General features: G+C 70.1%; 21 protein-coding genes and 1 tRNA gene. 6 read left to right on the top strand and 16 right to left on the bottom strand.

Going from position 1 to position 19,697, the window contains the following annotated elements:
* Positions 1 to 42 precede the first annotated feature (42 nt).
* The 5 genes from H343_RS0106245 to H343_RS0106225 form a co-directional block, all read right to left on the bottom strand.
* Positions 43 to 1,506 (bottom strand): peptidoglycan D,D-transpeptidase FtsI family protein, encoded by a 1,464-nt coding sequence (locus tag H343_RS0106245; protein ID WP_028430446.1) that lies wholly within the window; start codon positions 1,504 to 1,506, stop codon positions 43 to 45.
* Positions 1,507 to 1,636: 130 nt separating this feature from the next.
* A complete protein-coding gene (locus tag H343_RS0106240; protein WP_028430445.1) occupies positions 1,637 to 3,031 on the bottom strand; it encodes an FtsW/RodA/SpoVE family cell cycle protein in 1,395 nt (464 codons plus the stop codon).
* A 16-nt stretch (positions 3,032 to 3,047) separates the two neighbouring features.
* Positions 3,048 to 4,610: a Stp1/IreP family PP2C-type Ser/Thr phosphatase gene (locus H343_RS0106235; RefSeq protein ID WP_051264767.1), complete on the bottom strand. Its 1,563-nt coding sequence runs from the start codon at positions 4,608 to 4,610 to the stop codon at positions 3,048 to 3,050.
* Positions 4,611 to 4,677: 67 nt separating this feature from the next.
* Positions 4,678 to 5,190 (bottom strand): FHA domain-containing protein FhaB/FipA, encoded by a 513-nt coding sequence (locus H343_RS0106230; protein WP_028430443.1) that lies wholly within the window; start codon positions 5,188 to 5,190, stop codon positions 4,678 to 4,680.
* A 10-nt stretch (positions 5,191 to 5,200) separates the two neighbouring features.
* A complete protein-coding gene (locus H343_RS0106225; protein WP_028430442.1) occupies positions 5,201 to 6,022 on the bottom strand; it encodes an FHA domain-containing protein in 822 nt (273 codons plus the stop codon).
* 354 nt (positions 6,023 to 6,376) lie between these two features.
* Here H343_RS0106225 and H343_RS0106220 point away from each other — a divergent pair.
* Positions 6,377 to 6,460: transfer RNA gene (locus tag H343_RS0106220), tRNA-Leu, on the top strand.
* A gap of 235 nt (positions 6,461 to 6,695) precedes the next feature.
* On the opposite strand, the gene cysD is transcribed toward H343_RS0106220, so the two are convergent.
* The 5 genes from cysD to H343_RS0106195 form a co-directional block, all read right to left on the bottom strand.
* On the bottom strand, positions 6,696 to 7,625 hold the full coding sequence (cysD, locus tag H343_RS0106215; RefSeq protein WP_028430441.1) for a sulfate adenylyltransferase subunit CysD: 930 nt from the start codon (positions 7,623 to 7,625) through the stop codon (positions 6,696 to 6,698).
* A 7-nt stretch (positions 7,626 to 7,632) separates the two neighbouring features.
* A complete protein-coding gene (locus tag H343_RS0106210) occupies positions 7,633 to 8,853 on the bottom strand; it encodes a glycosyltransferase family 4 protein (RefSeq protein WP_028430440.1) in 1,221 nt (406 codons plus the stop codon).
* Complete coding sequence (locus H343_RS0106205) at positions 8,850 to 10,256, bottom strand: sulfotransferase family protein (RefSeq protein WP_028430439.1); 1,407 nt, start codon at positions 10,254 to 10,256, stop codon at positions 8,850 to 8,852. The genes H343_RS0106210 and H343_RS0106205 overlap by 4 nt, the downstream gene beginning before the upstream one ends.
* Before the next feature lie 164 nt (positions 10,257 to 10,420).
* A complete protein-coding gene (gene arsB / locus H343_RS0106200) occupies positions 10,421 to 11,548 on the bottom strand; it encodes an ACR3 family arsenite efflux transporter (RefSeq protein ID WP_028430438.1) in 1,128 nt (375 codons plus the stop codon).
* Positions 11,545 to 11,859, bottom strand: coding sequence for a metalloregulator ArsR/SmtB family transcription factor (locus tag H343_RS0106195; protein WP_028430437.1), 315 nt, complete (start codon positions 11,857 to 11,859; stop codon positions 11,545 to 11,547). The genes arsB and H343_RS0106195 overlap by 4 nt, the downstream gene beginning before the upstream one ends.
* A gap of 88 nt (positions 11,860 to 11,947) precedes the next feature.
* On the opposite strand from H343_RS0106195, the gene H343_RS0106190 reads away from it, so the two are divergent.
* Both H343_RS0106190 and H343_RS29135 read left to right on the top strand, forming a co-directional pair.
* Positions 11,948 to 12,361 (top strand): arsenate reductase ArsC, encoded by a 414-nt coding sequence (locus H343_RS0106190; RefSeq protein ID WP_028430436.1) that lies wholly within the window; start codon positions 11,948 to 11,950, stop codon positions 12,359 to 12,361.
* A gap of 127 nt (positions 12,362 to 12,488) precedes the next feature.
* Entirely contained in the window at positions 12,489 to 13,151 is a 663-nt protein-coding gene (locus H343_RS29135; protein ID WP_486586803.1) for an arsenate-mycothiol transferase ArsC, read from the top strand.
* Between the two features lie 75 nt (positions 13,152 to 13,226).
* Here the strand turns inward: H343_RS29135 and H343_RS0106180 are convergent, their stop codons facing one another.
* Positions 13,227 to 13,889, bottom strand: coding sequence for an NAD(P)H-dependent oxidoreductase (locus H343_RS0106180; RefSeq protein WP_028430435.1), 663 nt, complete (start codon positions 13,887 to 13,889; stop codon positions 13,227 to 13,229).
* A gap of 111 nt (positions 13,890 to 14,000) precedes the next feature.
* On the opposite strand from H343_RS0106180, the gene H343_RS0106175 reads away from it, so the two are divergent.
* The 3 genes from H343_RS0106175 to H343_RS0106165 are packed head-to-tail and all read left to right on the top strand — an operon-like array spanning position 14,001 to position 15,759.
* Positions 14,001 to 14,399, top strand: a complete 399-nt coding sequence (locus H343_RS0106175; RefSeq protein ID WP_051264639.1) for a winged helix-turn-helix transcriptional regulator — start codon at positions 14,001 to 14,003, stop codon at positions 14,397 to 14,399.
* Positions 14,400 to 14,450: 51 nt separating this feature from the next.
* The gene (locus tag H343_RS29130; RefSeq protein WP_486586802.1) at positions 14,451 to 15,401 is read left to right on the top strand and encodes a J domain-containing protein; all 951 of its coding nucleotides are present in this window, start codon (positions 14,451 to 14,453) and stop codon (positions 15,399 to 15,401) included.
* Between the two features lie 16 nt (positions 15,402 to 15,417).
* Entirely contained in the window at positions 15,418 to 15,759 is a 342-nt protein-coding gene (locus H343_RS0106165; RefSeq protein ID WP_028430433.1) for a rhodanese-like domain-containing protein, read from the top strand.
* Positions 15,760 to 15,830: 71 nt separating this feature from the next.
* Here the strand turns inward: H343_RS0106165 and H343_RS0106160 are convergent, their stop codons facing one another.
* The 5 genes from H343_RS0106160 to paaA all read right to left on the bottom strand — a co-directional run bounded on the left by H343_RS0106160 (position 15,831) and on the right by paaA (position 19,621).
* Complete coding sequence (locus H343_RS0106160; protein WP_028430432.1) at positions 15,831 to 16,958, bottom strand: 2Fe-2S iron-sulfur cluster-binding protein; 1,128 nt, start codon at positions 16,956 to 16,958, stop codon at positions 15,831 to 15,833.
* An 8-nt stretch (positions 16,959 to 16,966) separates the two neighbouring features.
* Entirely contained in the window at positions 16,967 to 17,545 is a 579-nt protein-coding gene (paaD, locus tag H343_RS0106155) for a 1,2-phenylacetyl-CoA epoxidase subunit PaaD (RefSeq protein WP_078505075.1), read from the bottom strand.
* A complete protein-coding gene (paaC, locus tag H343_RS0106150; protein ID WP_028430430.1) occupies positions 17,539 to 18,234 on the bottom strand; it encodes a 1,2-phenylacetyl-CoA epoxidase subunit PaaC in 696 nt (231 codons plus the stop codon). The genes paaD and paaC overlap by 7 nt, the downstream gene beginning before the upstream one ends.
* A gap of 80 nt (positions 18,235 to 18,314) precedes the next feature.
* The gene (paaB, locus tag H343_RS0106145; RefSeq protein WP_028430429.1) at positions 18,315 to 18,602 is read right to left on the bottom strand and encodes a 1,2-phenylacetyl-CoA epoxidase subunit PaaB; all 288 of its coding nucleotides are present in this window, start codon (positions 18,600 to 18,602) and stop codon (positions 18,315 to 18,317) included.
* A complete protein-coding gene (gene paaA / locus H343_RS0106140) occupies positions 18,599 to 19,621 on the bottom strand; it encodes a 1,2-phenylacetyl-CoA epoxidase subunit PaaA (RefSeq protein ID WP_028430428.1) in 1,023 nt (340 codons plus the stop codon). The genes paaB and paaA overlap by 4 nt, the downstream gene beginning before the upstream one ends.
* Between the last annotated feature and the right edge of the window lie 76 nt (positions 19,622 to 19,697).

Raw genomic sequence — 19,697 nt, 5'->3', positions numbered from 1 at the left:
TCACCGGGGGAGGCGCTGCTTGCGCGGGCACTGTGTGCGTCATCACTTGCCTTCGAGAACGGCGTTCATCACTCGCTTCGCGACCGGGGCGGCGAGCTTGCTGCCCGCGATGTCGTCGCGGAGCGTGTCGGAGCTCTCGATGACGACGGCCACCGCGACGGGCGCGGAGCCGTCCTCACCCTTCGCGTAGGAGATGAACCACGCGTAGGGATTCTTGCTGTTGTTCTCGCCGTGCTGGGCGGTTCCCGTCTTGCCCCCGACTGTGACGCCCGGGATCTGCGCGGTGGTTCCCGTCCCCTTCTCCACCACGGTCTCCATGGCCTTCTGAAGCTTCTGCGCGTTCTCGGGGGAGACCGGCTCGCTCATCTCGTCGGGCTTGTGCTGCTCGACGACGTTGAGGTTCGGGGCGACGAGCTGGTCGACCATGTAGGGCTTCATCAGCGTGCCGTTGTTCGCGACGGCGGAGGCGACCATCGCCATCTGCAGCGGGGTGGCACGGTTGCTGGCCTGGCCGATGCCGGCCATCGCGTTCTGCGGCTTGTTGTCCTCGGGGTAGACGCTCTCCGCGGCCCGTACGGGCGTGTCCAGCTCCTTGTCGTTGAAGCCGAACTTCTCCGACATCTCGATCATCTTCTCGTTGCCGAGCTTGTTGCTCATCTTCGCGAAGACGGTGTTGCAGGAGTAGCGCAGCGCGTTGTGCACCGACGCGTTCTTGCAGGGGATGTCGCCGTCGTTGCCGAGGTCGGTGCTCGAGTCCGGCAGCCGGTACGGGTCCGGGGTGTCGGTGGCACCGTCCAGGTCGTACTCGCCGCTCTCCAGTCCCGCCGCCGCGGTGACGACCTTGTAGGTGGAACCGGGCGGATAGGTCTGCCGCAGAGCCCTGTTGAGCATCGGCTCGTCCTCGTTCTCCTCACGCTGCAGCTTCGACCACGCGGAGGTGTCGGAGTCGCTGTTACCGGCGAAGGAGGAGGGGTCGTAGGAGGGCGTGCTGGCGAGGGCGAGGATCGCGCCGGTCTTCGGGTTGAGCGCCGCGACCGCGCCCTTGTTGTTGCCCAGGCCCTCGAAGGCGGCCTTCTGCGCCTTGGCGTTGAGCGTCGTGACGACGTTGCCGCCCTTCTGCTGCTTGCCGGTGAGCATGTCGATGGTGCGGTTGAAGAAGAGGCGGTCGTCGTTGCCGGTGAGTATGCCGTCGTTGAGGGCCTCGATCTGGTTGGCGCCGAAGGCCTGGGAGGCGTAGCCCGTGACCGGCGCCCACATCGGGCCGTTCTTGTACGTGCGCTTGTACCGGAAGTCGCCGCTCTTGGTGTCGGCGGAGCCGGTGATGGCCTTGCCGTCGACGATGATGTTGCCGCGCGGCTGTGCGTAGCGGGCGATGGCGACCCGGCGGTTCTTGGGGTCGGTCTTGAGTTCGTCGGCCTGGACGAGCTGAATCCAGTTGTCGCGTACCAGGAGGGCCAGGATCAGCAGGCCACAGAAGATCGCGATCCGGCGCAGGGGCTTGTTCACCGTGCTTCACCTCGTGCGGGTCGCTGGGATCGTGGGCAGGGCGGAGAGATCGGCGGGCGGCACTCCCCGGAGGGCGCCGAGGCCGCCGGCGCGGCCGCGGTCATGGTCGCGGCGACTTCTGCGGCCGCGCTCATGTCCGGACCACCTGGGTCATCTCGGCGTCGGGGGAGGGTGCGGGGGCGGGCGCCGGGCGCCGTGCCGTGTCGCTGATCTTGAGCAGGATGGCGACGAGGGCCCAGTTGGCGATGACGGACGACCCGCCCTGTGCGAGGAACGGCATCGTCATGCCCGTCAGCGGGATGAGGCCCATGACGCCGCCGGCGACGACGAAGACCTGGATGCCGAAGGCCGCGGAGAGCCCGACCGCGAGCAGCTTGCCGAAGGGGTCGCGCGCGGCGAGGGAGGTGCGGATACCCCGCTCCACGAGGAGGCCGTAGAGCAGCAGCATGGCCATGACCCCGGCCAGGCCCAGCTCTTCGCCGACGGTGGCGAAGATGTAGTCGCTCTTGGCGGCGAAGCCGATGAGCCGGGAGAAGCCCTGGCCGAGCCCGGACCCGAGCGTGCCGCCCGAACCGAAGGCCCACAGGGCCTGGGCGGGCTGTTCGGAGCCGTTCTCGAAGGCCTTCATGGGGTCGAGCCAGTCGTCGACACGGCTCTGCACGTGCGGCTCGAAGCTGGCCACGGCGACGGCGCCGACGATGGTCAGGCCCAGGCCGAAGACGATCCAGCTCGTGCGTTCCGTGGCCACGTAGAGCATCACCACGAAGAGACCGAAGAAGAGCAGCGAGGTGCCCAGGTCGGTCTCGAAGACCAGAATGAGGACCGAGAGCGCCCAGATGACGAGGATCGGGCCCAGGTCACGGCCGCGCGGCAGGTACATGCCCATGAAGCGGCGGCTGGCCAGCGCCAGGGCGTCGCGCTTGACCATGAGGTAGCCCGCGAAGAACACCGCGATGATGATCTTGGCGAACTCGCCGGGCTGCAGCGAGCCGACACCGGGAATGGTGATCCAGATACGGGCACCGAAGCGGGCCGGGAAGAAGACCGGCAGGATCAGCAGGATGAGCGCGGTCACCATCGAGATGTAGGTGTAGCGCTGCAGGACGCGGTGGTCCTTGAGGAAGACCAGCACGGCGACGAAGAGCGCGACGCCGAGCGTGGACCACATCAGCTGGGTCGGAGCGGCGGCGCCGCCGGGCAGCGGTTCGAGGTCCAGCCGGTAGATCAGGACGAGGCCCATGCCGTTGAGCAGCGTCGCGATGGGCAGCATCAGCGGGTCCGCGTACGGCGCCCAGCGGCGTACGACGATGTGGGCGACGCCCGCGAGCAGGCACAGGCCGAGTCCGTAGCCGAACATGCCTGCGGGGAGCGAACCGTCCTTGGCCAGGCCGACGTTGGCGTAGGCGAAGACGGGAATGAGCACAGCGAAGATGAGCATCGCCAGCTCGGTGTTGCGCCGGCTGGGCAGGCCACCGGGAGAGACAGTGGTGTTGCTGCCGGTGTTGCTCATGATGTTGCTGCTCATTGCTGCCGGAGCCCCCCTACGGCGCGGTGCACTGCTGCGCGAGCTGCTGCTGCTTCTCCGTGAGCTTCGGGCTCGGTGACGGGGAAGCGGCGCTGCGGTGCGTGTTGTCGTCGCCGGTGTGGCCGGCCTGCTGAGCGTCGCCACCGGAGGGGTCGGAGCCCGTGCCGGTGTCGCCCCCGCTCTTGTCCGTGTCGTTCGGCTTGTTCTGCTCGTCCTTCTTGCTGCCCTCGTCCTTGGGCGGCTCGACGCGCTGCTCGGCGATGATGCGGCAGACCTTCGCCTGCTCCTCCAACTCGTCGGCCTTGTCCCGGGCTTCGCCCGCGCTGCTGGCGGCGATGGTCTCGCGCACCTGGTTGCGCTGGTATCCCGGCAGGTACTTGAGTTCGACCTCGGGGCGGTCCTGGTAGACCTCGTTGAGGCTGATGCCGACGAGTTCCTGGCTGATTCCGCGGTACAGGGCGATGTGGTCGTCGTTCGCGCCGACGTAGTACTGGGTCTGTGTCCAGCGGTAGCCGCCGTAGAGCCCTCCGCCGACGATGATCAGGATGAGCGCCGTCCACACGGAACGCTTCAGCCATCTCTTGCCGCTGCGGGGCTTGATGAAGTCGTCGTCGCTGTAGGTGCCGAAGCTGCCGGGAGGCGGTCCGGCCGCGTTGCCGCTGCCGGGCGGGCCGAAGCCCTCGCCCGGCGCCTGGGCCGGCACCGACTGGCCCGTGCCGCGGCCGAGTTCGGCCGCGCGCGCCGCGGGTGTCCGCATCGCGCCGCCCAGATCGCCGCCGAGCGGGGTCTGGGACTCCGCGACCGCGCCGACGACCACAGGGGTGTCGTTGAGCTGGCGGCCGAGGCCGTCGTTCTCGTCGACGTCGACGACGTCCGCGACGATGCAGGTGATGTTGTCCGGGCCGCCGCCGCGCAGCGCGAGCTGGATCAGCTCCTGCACGGTCTCCTGCGGGCCCTGGTAGCTGGCGAGGGCTTCCTCGATCGTCTGCGGGCTGACGACGGCGGGCAGACCGTCGGAGCAGATCAGATAGCGGTCCCCTGCCCTGACCTCCCTGATCGACAGATCGGGTTCGACGTGGTCGCTGCTGCCCAGCGCACGCATCAGCAGGGAGCGCTGCGGATGCGTGGTGGCTTCCTCCTCGGTGATCCGTCCCTCGTCGACCAGCTTCTGCACCCAGGTGTGGTCCTGGGTGATCTGCGTGAGCTGTCCGTCGCGGAGCAGGTACGCACGGGAGTCGCCGACGTGCACGAGGCCGAGCCGCTGTCCCGTCCACAGCAGGGCGGTGAGCGTGGTGCCCATGCCCTCCAGCTGCGGGTCCTCCTCGATCATGACGCGCAGTTGCTCGTTGGCGCGCTGCACGGCGACGCCGAGGGAGGTGAGGATGTCCGAGCCGGGGATGTCCTCGTCGAGCTGGACGATGGTGGAGATCACCTCGGAACTGGCGACCTCGCCGGCGGCCTGGCCGCCCATGCCGTCGGCGACCGCGAGCAGCCGGGGCCCGGCGTAACCGGAGTCCTCGTTGTGCTCTCGGATCATGCCGTCGTGTGATCCGGCGGCGAAGCGCAGTGACAGACTCATGCGCACCTCGCCTGTCGGCTCCGGGTACATCCGCACGGTGCCCACCCTCCGGTCGTCATGATCTGTACTACTTCCGCAGCTCGATGACCGTCTTGCCGATGCGAATCGGCGATCCGGGCTGGATCGGCGTCGGTGTGGTGAGCCGGGTCCGGTCCAGGTACGTGCCGTTCGTGGACCCGAGGTCCTCGACGATCCACTGGCCGTCACGGTCCGGGTAGATCCTGGCATGCCTGCTGGAGGCGTAGTCGTCGTCGAGCACGATCGTGGAGTCGTGCGCGCGGCCGAGACTGATCGTCTGACCCTGCAGTGCCACGGTCGTACCGGTCAACGACCCCTCGGTGACCACGAGCTTGCTCGGGGCGCCGCGGCCGCGGCCCCCGCCTCCACCACGCCTGCCGCCCTGCTGCCGCGCGGGCTGCTGACGCTGCTGCGGGCGCTGTCCTTCTGCGCGGCGCGCGGCGCGCTGGGTCACGCGGGTGCCGAACAGGTCGCTCCGGATGACCTGCACGGCCACGATCACGAACAGCCACAGTACGGCGAGAAAGCCCAACCGCATGACCGTCAGGGTCAGCTCTGACATTGCCCCCGCTTCACCCTTCGGCTTGCCGGTAAATGATGGTGGTGCTGCCCACGACAATGCGTGAGCCGTCGCGGAGCGTAGCGCGCGTGGTGTGCTGTCCGTCCACCACGATGCCGTTCGTCGAGCCCAGATCCTGGACCGTGGCGGGGTCTCCCGCCCGGATCTCGCAGTGACGCCGCGAGACCCCGGGGTCGTCGACGCGTACGTCGGCCTCGGTGCTGCGGCCCAGGACGAGGGTCGGACGGGAGATCTGGTGACGGTTGCCGTTGATCTCGATCCAGCGCCGTGTCTCGGTTCTGGGCATCGGACCGCCGGAGTTGCCGGAGCCGCCGGAACCGGGGGCGTAACCCGGCGGGGGGCCGGCCGGCATCGGCGGCGCACCCGCGGGGCCGGGGCCGGGCGGGTAACCGCCTTGGCCGCCATAGGCGTTGCCGGGGGCACCGCGCTGCTGCGTGGCGCTGGAGGCGAGGGTGCGGCTGCGAACGCGGTAGAGGCCGGTGTCGAGCTCCTCGGCCTTCTCCAGGTGGACCTTCACCGAACCCATGAACGTGTAGCGCTGCTGCTTCGCGTAGTCACGCACCATGCTGCCGAGTTCGTCGCCGAGCTGCCCCGAGTAGGGACTCAGACGCTCGAAGTCGGGCGCGCTCAGTTCGACGATGAAGTCGTTGGGCACGACGGTCCGCTCGCGGTTCCAGATGGTCGCGTTGTTGTCGCATTCCCGCTGGAGGGCGCCCGCGATCTCCACAGGCTGTACCTCGGACTTGAACACCTTGGCGAAGGTGCCGTTGACGAGACCCTCGAGTCGCTGCTCGAAGCGCTTCAGAACTCCCACGTCGCACCTCCTTCCCAGATGCCCTCGGCTCCAGTGCGCGTCCCGGCGTCGCCCGGGCGTACACATGTCGCGTTCCGGTACTGCTTACTGATCGTATCCACGCACGAGGAAAACAGGTGGTTCCCCAACGAGGCTCGGTGGAGGAGTGTCACCTCTCACACACTCGCACTTGCGGTCACACCCTCGCATGGATCGTAAGGCCCTCGGTGCCAGTGTCCCGCAGGGACGGGGGCTACGGCGGGCGGATACGGATGTGAATCCACCGCTGCCAGCGTGCTAATCTTTCGGACGTCGGCAGGCACCCGAGGGAGCCCGGCCGACAGCCTTCCCCGCTCCTCGCGGGGGACACCCTATGCGCGGGTGGCGGAATAGGCAGACGCGCTGGATTCAGGTTCCAGTGTCCGAAAGGACGTGGGGGTTCAACTCCCCCCTCGCGCACAGAGAGACACCGACGGAACGGGTCTCCGCCAGTGACGAGAGTCGCAGGCGGGGGCCCGTTTCCCGTTGAGCGGGCTGCAAGGCCGGCGCAGTGTGAGCGGCCGTGGCCGATGGTTGTGGCCGATGATCTTCTGCCGCACCGGCCATGGTTGATCAACGTACGGGACGGATGCGGCGGCACCTCACCGCGAACCCGCGGCGCCTCACCGTGAACCAGCGTCGCCCCGGGAGTCACTCAGAAGTAGCCCTCCCGCTTCCGGTCTTCCATCGCGGCCTCCGAGAGGCGGTCGTCGGCGCGGGTGGCTCCGCGTTCCGTGAGGCGGGTGGCGGCGACGTCGGCGATGATCTTCTCCAGCGTGTCCGCGCCGGACTCGACTGCACCGGTGCACGACATGTCCCCGACGGTGCGATAGCGCACCAGCCGGTTCTCCACCTTCTCGCCGTTCCTCGGGCCGCCCCAGGCACCGGGCGCGAGCCACATCCCGTCCCGCCGGAACAACTCGCGTCTGTGCGCGTAGTAGATCGAGGGGAGTTCGATCTTCTCGCGGGCGATGTACTGCCAGATGTCGAGTTCGGTGAAGTTCGACAGCGGGAAGACGCGCACGTGCTCGCCCCGCATGTGCCGGCCGTTGTAGAGGTGCCACAGCTCCGGACGCTGGCGACGCGGGTCCCAGCCGCCGAACTCGTCGCGCAGGCTGAACACCCGCTCCTTCGCCCGGGCCTTCTCCTCGTCCCTGCGGCCGCCGCCGAAGACGGCGTCGAAGCGCTCGCTGCCTATGGCCCGCAGCAAGGGGAGGGTCTGCAGCGGGTTGCGTGAGCCGTCGGGCCGCTCCCGCAGCTCCCCGGAGTCGATGAGCGTCTGAACCGACGCGACGTGCAGACGCAGCGAGTGCCGGGCCACGACGCGGTCCCGATACGCGATCACCTCAGGGAAGTTGTGTCCGGTGTCGACGTGCATCAGCGCAAACGGCAGCGGAGCCGGGGCGAAAGCCTTGAGCGCCAGGTGCAGCATCACCGCGGAATCCTTGCCGCCGGAGAAGAGGAGCACCGGCCGCTCGAACTCCCCGCGGGCTTCACGGAAGACGTGCACCGCCTCCGACTCCAGTACGTCCAGGGTCGGCAGACGGAAGTCCGGGCGGCCGGCCCGCTCCTCGGAGGAAGTCATTGCCGCCTCACTCACCTCGCACGGCGAGCGGTGCGGCCGCGTCTTCGGCGGAGCCGAGTTCGGTGAACAACTGCTCCCACTGCGGTTGCACCGCTTCGGGCGAGTACGCGGCGCGGGCCGTGGCCAGGGCCGCGGCGCCCATGTCGGCCCGCATTCCTTCGTCGGCCATCAGCCGGCTCATGGCCGACGCGAACGCGTCGACGTCCGCGGGCGGCACGAGCAGGCCGTCCTTCCCGTGTGTGATGACGTCTCCAGGACCCGTCGGGCAGTCGAAGCTCACCACCGGCAGTCCGTGCGTCATCGCTTCGAGCATCACCATCGGCAGCCCCTCGAAGCGCGAGCTGAGGGCGTAGAAGGAGGCGTCGGCCAGCTCGTCGTCGAGCTTCGTGGTGTGGCCCATCAGGAAGACGTGGTTGTAGAGCTCGTGCTCGGTGATGAGGGCGCGCAGCTCGTCGTGGCGCTCGCCGGTGCCGAAGATGCGCAGCTGCCAGTCCGGGTTCTCACGCACGGCCTGCCCGAAGGCGGGGATGAGCAGGTCGAAGCCCTTCTGTGAGAAGAGCCGGCCGGCCGCTACGGCGACCTTGTTGGCGTAGGTGCTGTGCTGCTGCTGGTCCATGACGTGGACGGCGTTGGGGATCCGCACCACGTGAGTGCCGGGCAGCACCCGCTCGTACTCCTCACGGTCGCCGTGGGTGAGCACGGCGACCGCGTCGAAGCGGTGGTAGAGGCTGGTGATGGCCGCCCGGATGTCCTTCTTGTACGTCTTGAAGTTCATGTGCTCCTGGGCGACGCACATGACCTGCCGGCGCGCGTACTTGGCGACCAGGAAGTTCAGGCCCGGCCGTGTCGAGACGAGAACTCCGTCGCGCACGTCGCTGAGCCAGTCGATCACGGCCTTCTCCACGTGCCGGTTGAAGAAGTCGAAGCCGAACTCGCCGCGCGGTACGTGCACCGGCGCCTGAGCGGCCTCGCGGCCCCGCCGGGCTGCCCGCACGCGTGCGAGCGGGCCGCTTTCTGCCGCCGCGTCGCGAGAGCCGTTCCGCTCGTCGACGAGAGCGCTCAGGCGTACCCGGGCGTCGAGCGGGAAGCGGGGTGCGTCCCGGCGCCGCAGAGCGCTGACCACCTCGACGTCGTGTCCGGCTGCGGCCATGGCGTTGGCCTGGTTGAACACGGTGCGGATCGTCCCGCCGGTGCCGTATGCGTGCAGAAGGAGGTAGCGGATTCTCATGACGCCGACCCGGCCTCGTCTCTCGGCGGCAGGCACTCGACGGACAGGTTGTCCTTGACCGTGTAGTACGGCTGCACCAGTGGCGCCCCGGGGGCACTGCGCGCGGGCTGGGCGGGGAATTCGACGATGTCCTTCTTCCCCTTGACTCCGTCCAGCAGACGTCCGGCGCGCAGCCGGACCTCGCCGTCGGAGGAGTGCGACACGAGGTGGATGTCCCACCGGGCGGGCACCGGCAGTCCTTCGGCCGCCAGGTCCTCCACGGGGAAGGAGGCGTCGAACCGTGTGCCGTCCACGGTCAGGCCGTAGTCGAGTCGCCGGTCCCCGTCCCCGCGCAGGGTGAGCAGCAGGCGCCAGGTCTCGCCGGCATCCTCCGCCGGTGTCTCCGCCTCCGGCAGCCCGTGCAAGTGCCCGACCAGCCGTACGCGGCCCTCGCGGGGCCACACCTCGGCGATCTCCGCGTGCCCCTTCGTGGTGCTCTGCGTCTCCGTGCCCGTAGCCGTATAGCCCCAGGCCTTGCTGATTCCGCGCAGAGGTTCGGGGATCTCGTCCGTCTGCGGCAACTCGCGCCCGGACTGGACCTGACCGGTTCGGATCTTCTCCTTCCAGTCACCCAGCCCCTTCTTCAGGTTGCCGACCTCGCCCTCGGCCCGGGTGCCGTAGTCGAGCATCTCGGGTTCGAAGGGGACTTCGAGGAAGTCGCAGATACCCCTGAGAGTGGTCTCCGGGTCGCCGGTGAGGTCTTCGTACCGCACCGTGTGACCGGTCAGGTTCTTGCGTGCCCGCTCGACCGCCCGCATGTAGCGCAGCGCGTCCAGCGCGGCTTCCTCGGGGGTGCGCTTGTCCGGGTCGGCCTCGTGCCAGGACGTGGCGATCGAGGCGGGGTGGCGCAGCAGGAAGATGAAGCGGGCATCGGGCCAGCAGGCGGCGATGCGCTGATAGGCGAAGGCGTTGCTGGGAGTCTTCTCGACGACCGTGGGCTTTCCGGCCCTGGCCAGTTCCCGGTGCATCACCCTGTCCCACAGCAAGTGCTCGAGGTCGCCGCGCTCCAGGCCGAGCTCTGCCATGGCGCGCTCGGCGAGCCGGGTGCTGGACCGCACCTCGAGCCTGCGCACGTGCAGTTCATGCGGGGAGTGCAGCTGCGAATGCGCGTCGAGCAGCAGGCGCAGCAAGGTGGAGCCGGAGCGCACCGGGGCGATGATGAACACCGGGCGCTTCAGCAGCCGGTCCACTGCCGGGTTCTCCGGGGCGCGGTAGTCCACCTGGGGCGGCTGGGCCGCTGTTGTCGCCGCTGCTTCCGGCTGGCGTCCGGCTGCCCGCGGCGGTGCGCTTCGCCTGCCCGCGCGGCGTATTTCATAACCGGTGACGGAGCCGATCTTCCTGTTCAACTTACCGAGGAGTGGCATGCACCATCCCTAATACTCAGTGGGCGCGAGTTCAACTAAGCGTAAAGGAGATTGTGAAGCGCCCGGCCCGGCCGAGGGGGCGGCCCGGCGGCGTACGTTCCGGGCCGCCCCCTCGGCCGGGCCGGGTGAACATCGGCTGAGCCTCGGTGGGTCAGGCGTCCGCGTCAGCGCTGCCGTACCTGCTCCGTGGGAGCCTGCGGTGCGAACTTCCGGCGCCAGGCGAGGGAGACGTAGACGAGGGCGACGAGGACGGGTACTTCGATGAGGGGTCCGACGACACCGGAGAGGGCCTGGCCGCTGGTGACGCCGAAGGTGGCGATGGCCACGGCGATGGCCAGTTCGAAGTTGTTGCCCGCGGCGGTGAAGGCGAGGGTGGCGGTGCGGTCGTAGGGGATGCCGATGGCCTTGCCGAGGGCGAAGGAGCCGAACCACATGATCGCGAAGTAGACGAGCAGCGGCAGGGCGATGCGGGCGACGTCCAGCGGCTGCGAGGTGATCGTCTTCCCCTGGAGGGCGAAGAGGATCACGATGGTGAACAGCAGGCCGTAGAGGGCGAACGGCCCGATCTTCGGCAGGAATCCGTTCTCGTAGCGTTCGCGGCCCGCCTTGTTCTCGCCGATGCGGCGGGTGAGGAAGCCGGCCAGCAGCGGGATGCCGAGGAAGATGACGACGTTCCAGGCGATGCTCCACATGGAGATGTCCAGCTGTTCGCCGCCGCCGAGGCCGAGCCAGCCCGGCAGCAGGTCGAGGTAGAGCCAGCCCAGCAGGCCGAACGCGAGGACCTGGAAGACGGAGTTGAGGGCGACGAGGACGGCGGCGGCCTCGCGGTCGCCGCAGGCGAGGTCGTTCCAGATGATGACCATGGCGATGCAGCGGGCGAGTCCGACGATGATCAGTCCGGTGCGGTACTCGGGCAGGTCGGGCAGGAAGGTCCAGGCGAGGGCGAACATCACGGCCGGGCCCAGTGCCCAGTTGATGACCAGGGAGGAGGCCATCAGCTTGCGGTCGCCGGTGACGGCGTCGAGCTTGTCGTAGCGGACCTTGGCAAGCACCGGGTACATCATGATCAGCAGGCCGGCGGCGATGGGCAGGGAGATGCCGCCGATCTCCACCTTGCTGAGGGCGTCGTTCAGTCCGGGAATGACGCGGCCCAGGCCCAGTCCCAGGCCCATGGCGATGAGGATCCACACCGCCAGGAAGCGGTCGAGGACGGACAGTCCGGCGACGACCCCGGACGCGGGGTCCGGGGTCCGGGACGGGGTGGTGGATGTGGACGGTTCGGTGCGGGTCACGGACAGGCCCTCTTCTTGTCGGTCGCGTCGGTGGTGCGTGCGGCGGCGGCCAGGGCGGAGAACGATCCGGCCACCGCCTCGATGACGTCGGGCCGCAGCTTGTAGTACGTGAAGCGGCCGCACGGCTCGGTGTCCACGACTCCGGCCTCGCGCAGCACCCTCAAGTGGTTGGAGAGGTTGGTCTGACGTGCACCGGTCTCCTCCACCAAGTGCGTGGTGCACAGGGTCTCGTGGGCGAGCAGGGTCACGATCCGGAGCCTGAGCGGGTCGGCCAGGACCCGGATCAGGTCAGTGTCGACTGACGTCATCATGGGCTGATACTCTCACATCAGTGACGACTGACGCCATCGGGTGCTGATGTCGCTTCGCCCGAACCGCCGTGAGACAAGAGAGATCGTGATGCCCGACAAGCCCTCCGTGCTGTTCGTCTGCGTCCACAACGCCGGGCGGTCCCAGATGGCCGCCGCGTGGCTGGCCCACCTGGCGGGCGACCGCGTCGAGGTCCGCTCCGCCGGATCGGCGCCCGCCGATACCGTCAACCCCGCCGTCGTCGAAGCCATGAAGGAAGTGGGGATCGACCTCGCCGCCGAGTCGCCCAAGGTCCTCACCGTGGACGCCGTACGGGCCTCGGACGTCTGCGTCACCATGGGCTGCGGCGACGCCTGCCCCGTCTTCCCCGGCAAGCGCTACCTCGACTGGACGCTGGAGGACCCGGCCGGCCAGGGCGTCCAGGCCGTACGTCCCATCCGCGACGAGATCAGGACCCGGATCGAGGGCCTGATCGCCGAGATCGCCCCCGAAGCCGCGAAGTGAACGACGGCATCCACGACGCACTCGCACCCGGACGCGCGGGAGTCACCGCCCCGTAACCACAGGGCGGCACGCGCCCGGCGGATCCCGGACAGCACGCGGGATTTCAAAGCCCGGCAAGGAGGCAACCGTGACAGCTCCCGCTCCCGGTCCCGGCGTACCGCCGCAGCGCGATCCGTATCACCCGCCGGCGCGCGCCGTGCGCCGCATGGCGCGCCGCTACGCGGGCATTTTCGGCGTGGAGACGGTCGAGTCGTACCTCGAGGAGTGCCATACGCTGCTGGCTGCCCGGGCCACCGTCACCGACTATCTGCCGCTCCTCGCCGAGCGCTTCGCGGCCGAGCGCCTCGACGCGATCGTGCGCAGCCGGGGACCGGCTGCCGGGGCCGTCCCGGAGGTGCTGTTCGTCTGCACGGAGAACGCTGGACGTTCGCAGCTGGCCGCGGCCCTGCTGCGCGGCGCCGCCACGCGGAGCGTGCGCATCCACAGCGCGGGGACACTGCCCGCGGAGTGGATCGACCCGGTCGCGCTGCGGCTGATGGGCGAGAGCGGACTCTGCCCCGGCGCCGAATTCCCCAAGCCGCTGACGCACGAAGTGGTCGCGGCGGCGGACGTCGTGGTCTCGCTGGGCTGCGGCGACGCCTGTCCCGTCCTGCCGGGCCGCAGCTACTACGACTGGGACCTGCCCGATCTCAAAGGGCTGGACATCGAAAGCGCCCGCTCGGTCCGGGACGGGCTGGCGCGGCGCGTGGAGACACTGGCCCGCCGTCTGGGGTACCGGGCCGCTGTCTGACCCCGAGTGCGGCTCCGCCGTCGCGGGCCGCCGGGGCCGCCGGGGTCGCCCCGGCGGCCCGCTCGCCGCAGGGGGTCAGGCCGCGCGGGCGCCGAAGCGTGCGGCGAGGTGCTTTGCGTGTGCCTCGGCCGCCGCGTGGGCCCTCTCGCGTGAGGATTTCGACTGGTCGATCAGGGACTCCATGCCGGGCGTGATTGGGGCCAGGGTCAGCTCCGGCACCACGAACTCGACGTCCAGGCCCATGCCCTCGCCCAGGACCTTGCCCAGGTAGTTCTGCACGAACTCGAAGCTCTCGCGCGGAGTGCCGGGACCGTAACCGCCGCCCCGGCTGGCCACCACGACCGCGGGGGTGCCGGCGCCGGAGGGCTCGGCGGTGTTCGCGGTGCGTCCCGCGAGGATCACGTGGTCGAGCCACGCCTTGAGGGTGGAGGGGATTGTGTAGTTGTACATGGGGGCGCCGATCAGCACAGCGTCCGCCTCCTCCAGCTCCCGGGCCAGGGTGTCGCGCCGCGCGTAGGCCGCGGCCTGCTCGGGGGTGTGGCTCTCCGGGGGCGCGAAGCCCGCGGAGGCGGCGACACCGTCGAGGTGCGGCAGCGGGTCGGCGGCGAGATCGCGGTAGACGACGGTGCCCTCCGGGTGCTGCTCCTCCCATGTCCTGCGGAAGGACGCCGTGACGTCGCGTGAGACGGAGCCGTCCTGCGGAAAGACGGAGGAGTCGAGGTGAAGCAGCGTGGCCATGAGGGGAAGCTCCTTTGGCTGCGTAAGGAAGTAGAAGCAAGTACGTAGCTATTGATACCACAGGTGCTTACTTTTCTGCACTCCATTGTTTCGGCGCAGTACCCTTGCCCCATGGCAGAGCTTGGGGAGCAGACTCAGAAGGACGGCGTGCCCGGCGCCGCCCCGCAGTGCACCGAGCCCGAGAGCAGCATCACGCGTGTCTTCCAGGTGCTGGGCAAGCGCTGGACCGGGCTGGTCCTCGCCGCGCTCATGAACGGGCCCGGTCACTTCGCACAGCTCCGCCGGGCCGTCCCCGGCATCAGCGAGCGGATGCTCTCCGACCGGCTCACTGAACTGGCAGGGCTGAACCTGGTCGTGCGGACGGTCGAGGAGGGCCCGCCCCTGCGCGTCAGCTATCGGCTCAGCGAGGCCGGACAGGCGCTCAGGCCCTCCATGGCGGAGCTGACGCGGTGGGCGGACGCGCACCTGCCGGAGGCGGCGGCCTCGTGCCCGGAGGAGTTCCGGTCCTGATCCTCACGGCCGAACTGGGAAGCGGGGGGCCGCTTCCGTAGGGTGGGCCCGATGAAAGCCAACCCGGAAGCGGAAGCCGACGAGCCGGACCAGCCCGGGCAGCGCGAGCAGTCCGAGGAGCGTGAGGAGGCGGCGGAGCGCGAGGAGCCGGGCACCGAGCGGCTGGAGCGCGCCGTAGGGGCGGCCGAGGCCGCCCTCATCGAGTTCGAGATCGCGGTCGAGACCTTCCGGATCGAGATCGAGAACTTCTCCCGCCTGCACCACCAGCGCCTCGGACCGATGTACGCCCGCCTCGACGAGCTCGACGCGGGCATCGCCGAGGCGACCGCCGCCCTCAGCGGAGACCCCGAGGACCTGCGCAAGGCGCAGGAGGCACGGGTAGCGGTGCTGCCGATGCCCAAGGTGGAGGAGCTCTTCCACGGCTGGATCGACTCCGAAGGGCTCTCCCCCGAGGCGACGGCCATGCTCACCGAGCAGAACGTGCGGCCGCCGGGCCGGGTCCGTCCGGGCGAGGACGCACGGAAGGCGTACCGCGAACTGGTGCGCAAGGCACATCCCGACCTGGCGCAGGAGGACGAGGAGCGCAAGCGGCGCGAGGCCTTCCTCGTACGCGTCAACAAGGCGTACGCCGACGGCGACGTGGACGCGCTCCGGGAGCTGCTCGAGGAGTGGGAAGCCGGCCCCCGCGAGGAGGAGACGCGTCCGCGGCTGCCGCACAGCGAGATCCTCTACGCCCGGCTGGAGTGGCTGGCCGAGCGCAAGGAACAACTCACCGCCATGGTCACGGAGATGGAGCAGAGCGCCATCGGCGCGATGCTGAGGATGGCGCCGGACGATCCCGACACGCTGCTGGAAGAGATCGCCGAGCAGCTGCTGGAGCAGGTCGCCGAGCGCGAGGCTCAGCTGGCGCGGCTGACGCGCGAGAGGGACGCCAGGGCGGCGGAAGCCGGTACGGGCGCGGAAGCCGGTACGGGCGCGGAGCCCGCCGGGGAAGAGAACTGAGAGAGAGCTGTTCGCCATGCAATTCGGTCAGTTGCCGCAGGTCGACGTCGCATCGGTGCCCGCCGAGGCGCTGCTGCTGGACGTCCGCGAGAACGAGGAGTGGCGGGCCGGGCGCGCCGAGGGAGCGCTGCACATCCCGATGAGCGAACTCGTCGGCAGGATCGGTGAACTGACCGAACGGGCGGGCGAGGAGGAGCGGGTCTACGTGGTCTGCCGGGTCGGCGGGCGGTCCGCCCAGGTCACCCAGTACCTGCGCCAGCAGGGCATGGACGCGGTGAACGTCGACGGCGGCATGCTCGCATGGGAGGCGGCAGGACGCCCGCTGACCGGCGACGCGGAGGACGCCCACGTGCTGTGAAAGCTGCCCGGACGGCGGACGGACGGTCCGGACGGACGGTCCGGACGGGCTGCCCCGCGGGGGGCGGCCCGTCAGCCGTCGAAGTCCACCTCGAGGGCGTCTGTCACGGGACGGGACTGACAGGCCAGTACATAGCCGGCGGCCAACTCGTCGGGCTCCAGCGCGTAATTGCGGTCCATGCGCACCTCGCCCGAGACGAGGCGGACGCGGCACGTACCGCACACCCCGCCCTTGCAGGCGAAGGGCGCGTCGGCACGGTGGCGCAGCACGGTCTCCAGCACCGACTCGCCGTCGTCCATCGGCCAGCAGCCCGAGCGGCCGTCGAGAGTGGCGGTCACGGCCGCCGCATGGGCGGTGGCGCCGTGCGCGCCCCGGTCCGCCGACCCGGCCGTGCCCGTGCCGGCGCGGGCCACTGTGCCTGTGCCGGGCCCGGCGGGTGCGTCGTCGACGTGGAAGATCTCCTGATGGATGCGCCCCCGTGGCACGTCGAGACCCCGCAGTGCACGCGAGGCACCCTCGACCAGCCCGAGCGGCCCGCACAGATACCAGCCCTCGATGTCGGCGACTGGCAGCAGCGAGGGCAGCAGCCCGCTCAGCCGCTCCTCGTCGAGCCGCCCCGTGGGCAGGCCGCTCTGCTGCTCCTCGCGTGAGAGCGCCGTCACGAGCTGGAAGCGGTCGGGGAAGCGGTCCTTGAGGTCCGCGACATCCTCCAGGAACATCGTCGAGGAAGTGGACCGGTCGCTGCGTATCAGGCAGAAGCGGGCGCCGGGCTCCCGGGTGAGCAGCGTGGCCGCGATCGAGAGCACCGGCGTGACGCCGCTGCCGCCCACCACGGCGGCGAAATGCCCCGGCCGCGGTTCGAGGACGAAGCGGCCCGAGGGCGGGAGCACGTCCACCGTGTCGCCGGGGGTCAGCTCCTTGAGCGCGTAGCTGGAGAAGTCGCCGCCCTCGATGCCCCGTATGCCGATGCGCAGGGCCTCGGGCGCTTCGGCGGCGGGCGCGCAGAGCGAGTACGTCCGCCGGGCCTCCGTCTTCGCCGTGGGGGCGCCCTGCACGGTGCGGCGGCGCAGGGCGATGTGCTGGCCGGGAGCGTACCCGTAGAGGGGACGCAGCTCGGGCGGGACGGCGAGGGTGACGGCGACCGCGTCGTCCGTGAGCCGGTCGACTGCCGTGACGCGCAGCGGGTGGAAGGTGCTCACGGCGCTCCTCACAACTCCTTGAAGTGGTCGAACGGCTCCCGGCAGGAGTCGCAGCGGCGCAGCGCCTTGCAGGCGGTGGAGGAGAACCGGCTGATCAGTGACGTCTCGGTCGATCCGCAGTTCGGACAGCGGATGGCGAGCGTCAACGGGACGGGCCCGCCGGCCGATGCCGTGCCGCCGCGTGGTGGCGCGATGCCCGAGGCGGCAAGTTTGCGGCGGCCCTCGGGCGTGATGTCGTCGGTGCTCCAGGGCGGTGCCAGGACGGTGCGGACGGTGACCTCGGGCACGCCGTGCTCGCGCAGCGCGTGCTCGATGTCGGTGGCCATGGTCTCGACGGCGGGGCAGCCCGTGTAGGTGGGGGTGAGTTCGACCTCGACGGGGCCGCCGGGTGCGGTCTCCCGCACGTCACGCAGGACGCCCAGTTCGGCGAGGGTGACCACCGGGAGCTCCGGGTCGGGAACGGAGCCCGCCCACGCGCTCAGCTCACGGCGTCGACGCTCCCGCTCGTCGTCGGCGGCGGCAGGCTCCGCCGCAGGCCCCACGGCTCCCGGGGCGGCTGCCGCTTCGCGTTCCGCGCCGGTCACCATGACGCCCCCGGGTGGCTGCGGTGCAGATGCTGCATCTCGGCGAGCATCCGGCCGAACGGCTCGGTGTGCAGACCCTCCCTGCCCGCTCCGGCCTTCCACGCGCCGTACGGCTCGGTCGTGGGGACGGTCAGAGTGGCTGAGCCGAGGATGTGCGTGACCCGCTCGCTCCAGCCCTCCCGGAGCGCGGCCCAGTCCACCGCACCGACGGGAGCGGGCCCGCCCAGCGGCTGGAACAGCTCACCCGTGAACCGCCACAGGGCGTCCACCGCCCGCTGAGCGCGGTCGTGGCTCTCCCCGGTGCCGTCGCCGAGACGTACCGTCCAGTGCTCGGCGTGGTCCCGGTGGTAGGCGGCTTCCTTGACCGCCTTCGCGGCGAGCGGCTGTCCCAGCTCGGCGAGCTGTACGAACAGCAGCTCCTGCCAGGCGGAGAAGAAGAGCTGGCGGATCATGGTGTGGGCGAAGTCGCCGTTGGGCTGCTCGACCAGCTGGCAGTTGCGGAAGGCCCGTTCCTCACGCAGATAGGCCAGCTCGTCCTCGTCGCCCAGCTCGGAGTAGAGCGCGCGGGCCTGGCCCAGCAGGTCGAGAGCGATGTTGGCCAGCGCGAGCTCTTCCTCCAGCACCGGTGCGTGCCCCGCCCACTCCCCCAGCCGGTGGGAGAGCACGAGGGCGTCGTCGGCCAGCGGCAGCAGCGGACCGGCCGGCGGGACGGTACGGCCGCCGCCGCCCCGGTCCGTGCCGGTGGCGCCGGACGCGGGAAGGGCCTCGGGGGTCACAGGTTCCGCACCCCTTCCGGCACCTCGTAGAACGTGGGGTGGCGGTACGGCTTGTCGGCGGCCGGTCCGAAGAAGGGGTCCTTCTCGTCGGGGGAGGAAGCGGTGATCCGGTGCGAGGGCACGACCCAGACCGAGACGCCCTCGGAGCGGCGCGTGTAGAGGTCGCGGGCATTGCGCAGAGCCATCTCGGCGTCGGGGGCGTGCAGGCTCCCCGCGTGGGTGTGCGAGAGGCCGCGCCTGCTGCGCACGAACACCTCCCACAGGGGCCAGTCCGTGCCGCTCATCGTGGGCTCACCGCCGTTTCCGCCTCGTGCCGCGCCGTGTGCTGTGCTGCGGGGCGGGCGGCCTGCTTCGCCGCGTACGCGTCGGCTGCTTCGCGCACCCAGGCCCCGTTCTCGTGCGCCTCACGGCGCCGGCTGATCCGCTCCTCGTTGCACGGGCCGTTGCCCTTGAGGACCTCACGGAACTCCTCCCAGTCGATCGGGCCGAAGTCCCACTGCCCCCGTTCCTCGTTCCAGCGCAGGTCCGGGTCGGGAAGGGTGAGACCGAGGGCCTCGGCCTGCGGCACGCAGATGTCGACGAAGCGCTGACGCAGCTCGTCGTTCGAGTGCCGCTTGATCTTCCAGGCCATGGAGCGGGCGCTGTGCGCGGACTCGTCGTCCGGCGGTCCGAACATCATCAGCGACGGCCACCACCAGCGGTCCACCGCGTCCTGAGCCATGGCGTGCTGTGCCTCGGTGCCCTTGCTGAGGGCGAGCAGCAGCTCGAAGCCCTGCCGCTGGTGGAAGGACTCCTCCTTGCAGATGCGCACCATCGCCCGTGCGTAGGGGCCGTAGGAGCAGCGGCACAGCGGCACCTGGTTCGTGATCGCGGCACCGTCGACCAGCCAGCCGATCGCGCCCACGTCGGCCCAGGTGAGCGTGGGGTAGTTGAAGATCGAGGAGTACTTCTGGCGGCCGGAGTGGAGTTTGTCCAGCAGTTCGTCCCGGCCGGTGCCCAGTGTCTCCGCGGCGCTGTAGAGATACAGCCCGTGCCCGGCCTCGTCCTGGACCTTGGCCATCAGGATGGCCTTGCGGCGCAGCGAGGGGGCCCGGGTGATCCAGTTGGCCTCGGGCTGCATGCCGATGATCTCGGAGTGGGCGTGCTGGGCCATCTGCCGTACCAGCGTGGAGCGGTAGTCGTCCGGCATCCAGTCACGCGGTTCGATCCGCTCGTCCGCGGCGATCGCGCTCTCGAAGGCCGAGAGCGGCCCCGCCGGGTCCTCAGCGCTCCGTGCGCCCTCGCCGAGCAGCACAGATGTCATCACGACCCCCTTGCCGGCGGCCGCAGCCGCGCTCCCTACCGACCGATCGTTCGGTTCAATGGTGAGGTGCGGCCCC

This window comes from Streptomyces sp. TAA204, from assembly GCF_000424965.1.
Note: the sequence above shows the minus strand (reverse complement) of the source record. Positions and strands in the feature narration are given on the sequence as shown.

Bases quoted from the DNA above. Each gene is read 5' to 3' on its own strand.
- H343_RS0106180 (WP_028430435.1), bottom strand. From the start codon at position 13,889: ATGGCCACGCTGCTTCACCTCGACTCCTCCGTCTTTCCGCAGGACGGC.
- H343_RS0106205 (WP_028430439.1), bottom strand. From the start codon at position 10,256: ATGCCACTCCTCGGTAAGTTGAACAGGAAGATCGGCTCCGTCACCGGT.
- H343_RS0106195 (WP_028430437.1), bottom strand. From the start codon at position 11,859: ATGATGACGTCAGTCGACACTGACCTGATCCGGGTCCTGGCCGACCCG.
- H343_RS29130 (WP_486586802.1), top strand. From the start codon at position 14,451: ATGAAAGCCAACCCGGAAGCGGAAGCCGACGAGCCGGACCAGCCCGGG.
- H343_RS0106190 (WP_028430436.1), top strand. From the start codon at position 11,948: ATGCCCGACAAGCCCTCCGTGCTGTTCGTCTGCGTCCACAACGCCGGG.
- H343_RS0106165 (WP_028430433.1), top strand. From the start codon at position 15,418: ATGCAATTCGGTCAGTTGCCGCAGGTCGACGTCGCATCGGTGCCCGCC.
- H343_RS0106175 (WP_051264639.1), top strand. From the start codon at position 14,001: ATGGCAGAGCTTGGGGAGCAGACTCAGAAGGACGGCGTGCCCGGCGCC.
- H343_RS0106210 (WP_028430440.1), bottom strand. From the start codon at position 8,853: ATGAGAATCCGCTACCTCCTTCTGCACGCATACGGCACCGGCGGGACG.
- H343_RS0106230 (WP_028430443.1), bottom strand. From the start codon at position 5,190: ATGTCAGAGCTGACCCTGACGGTCATGCGGTTGGGCTTTCTCGCCGTA.
- paaA (WP_028430428.1), bottom strand. From the start codon at position 19,621: ATGACATCTGTGCTGCTCGGCGAGGGCGCACGGAGCGCTGAGGACCCG.
- H343_RS0106240 (WP_028430445.1), bottom strand. From the start codon at position 3,031: ATGAGCAGCAACATCATGAGCAACACCGGCAGCAACACCACTGTCTCT.
- cysD (WP_028430441.1), bottom strand. From the start codon at position 7,625: ATGACTTCCTCCGAGGAGCGGGCCGGCCGCCCGGACTTCCGTCTGCCG.
- paaB (WP_028430429.1), bottom strand. From the start codon at position 18,602: ATGAGCGGCACGGACTGGCCCCTGTGGGAGGTGTTCGTGCGCAGCAGG.
- H343_RS0106235 (WP_051264767.1), bottom strand. From the start codon at position 4,610: ATGAGTCTGTCACTGCGCTTCGCCGCCGGATCACACGACGGCATGATC.
- paaD (WP_078505075.1), bottom strand. From the start codon at position 17,545: ATGGTGACCGGCGCGGAACGCGAAGCGGCAGCCGCCCCGGGAGCCGTG.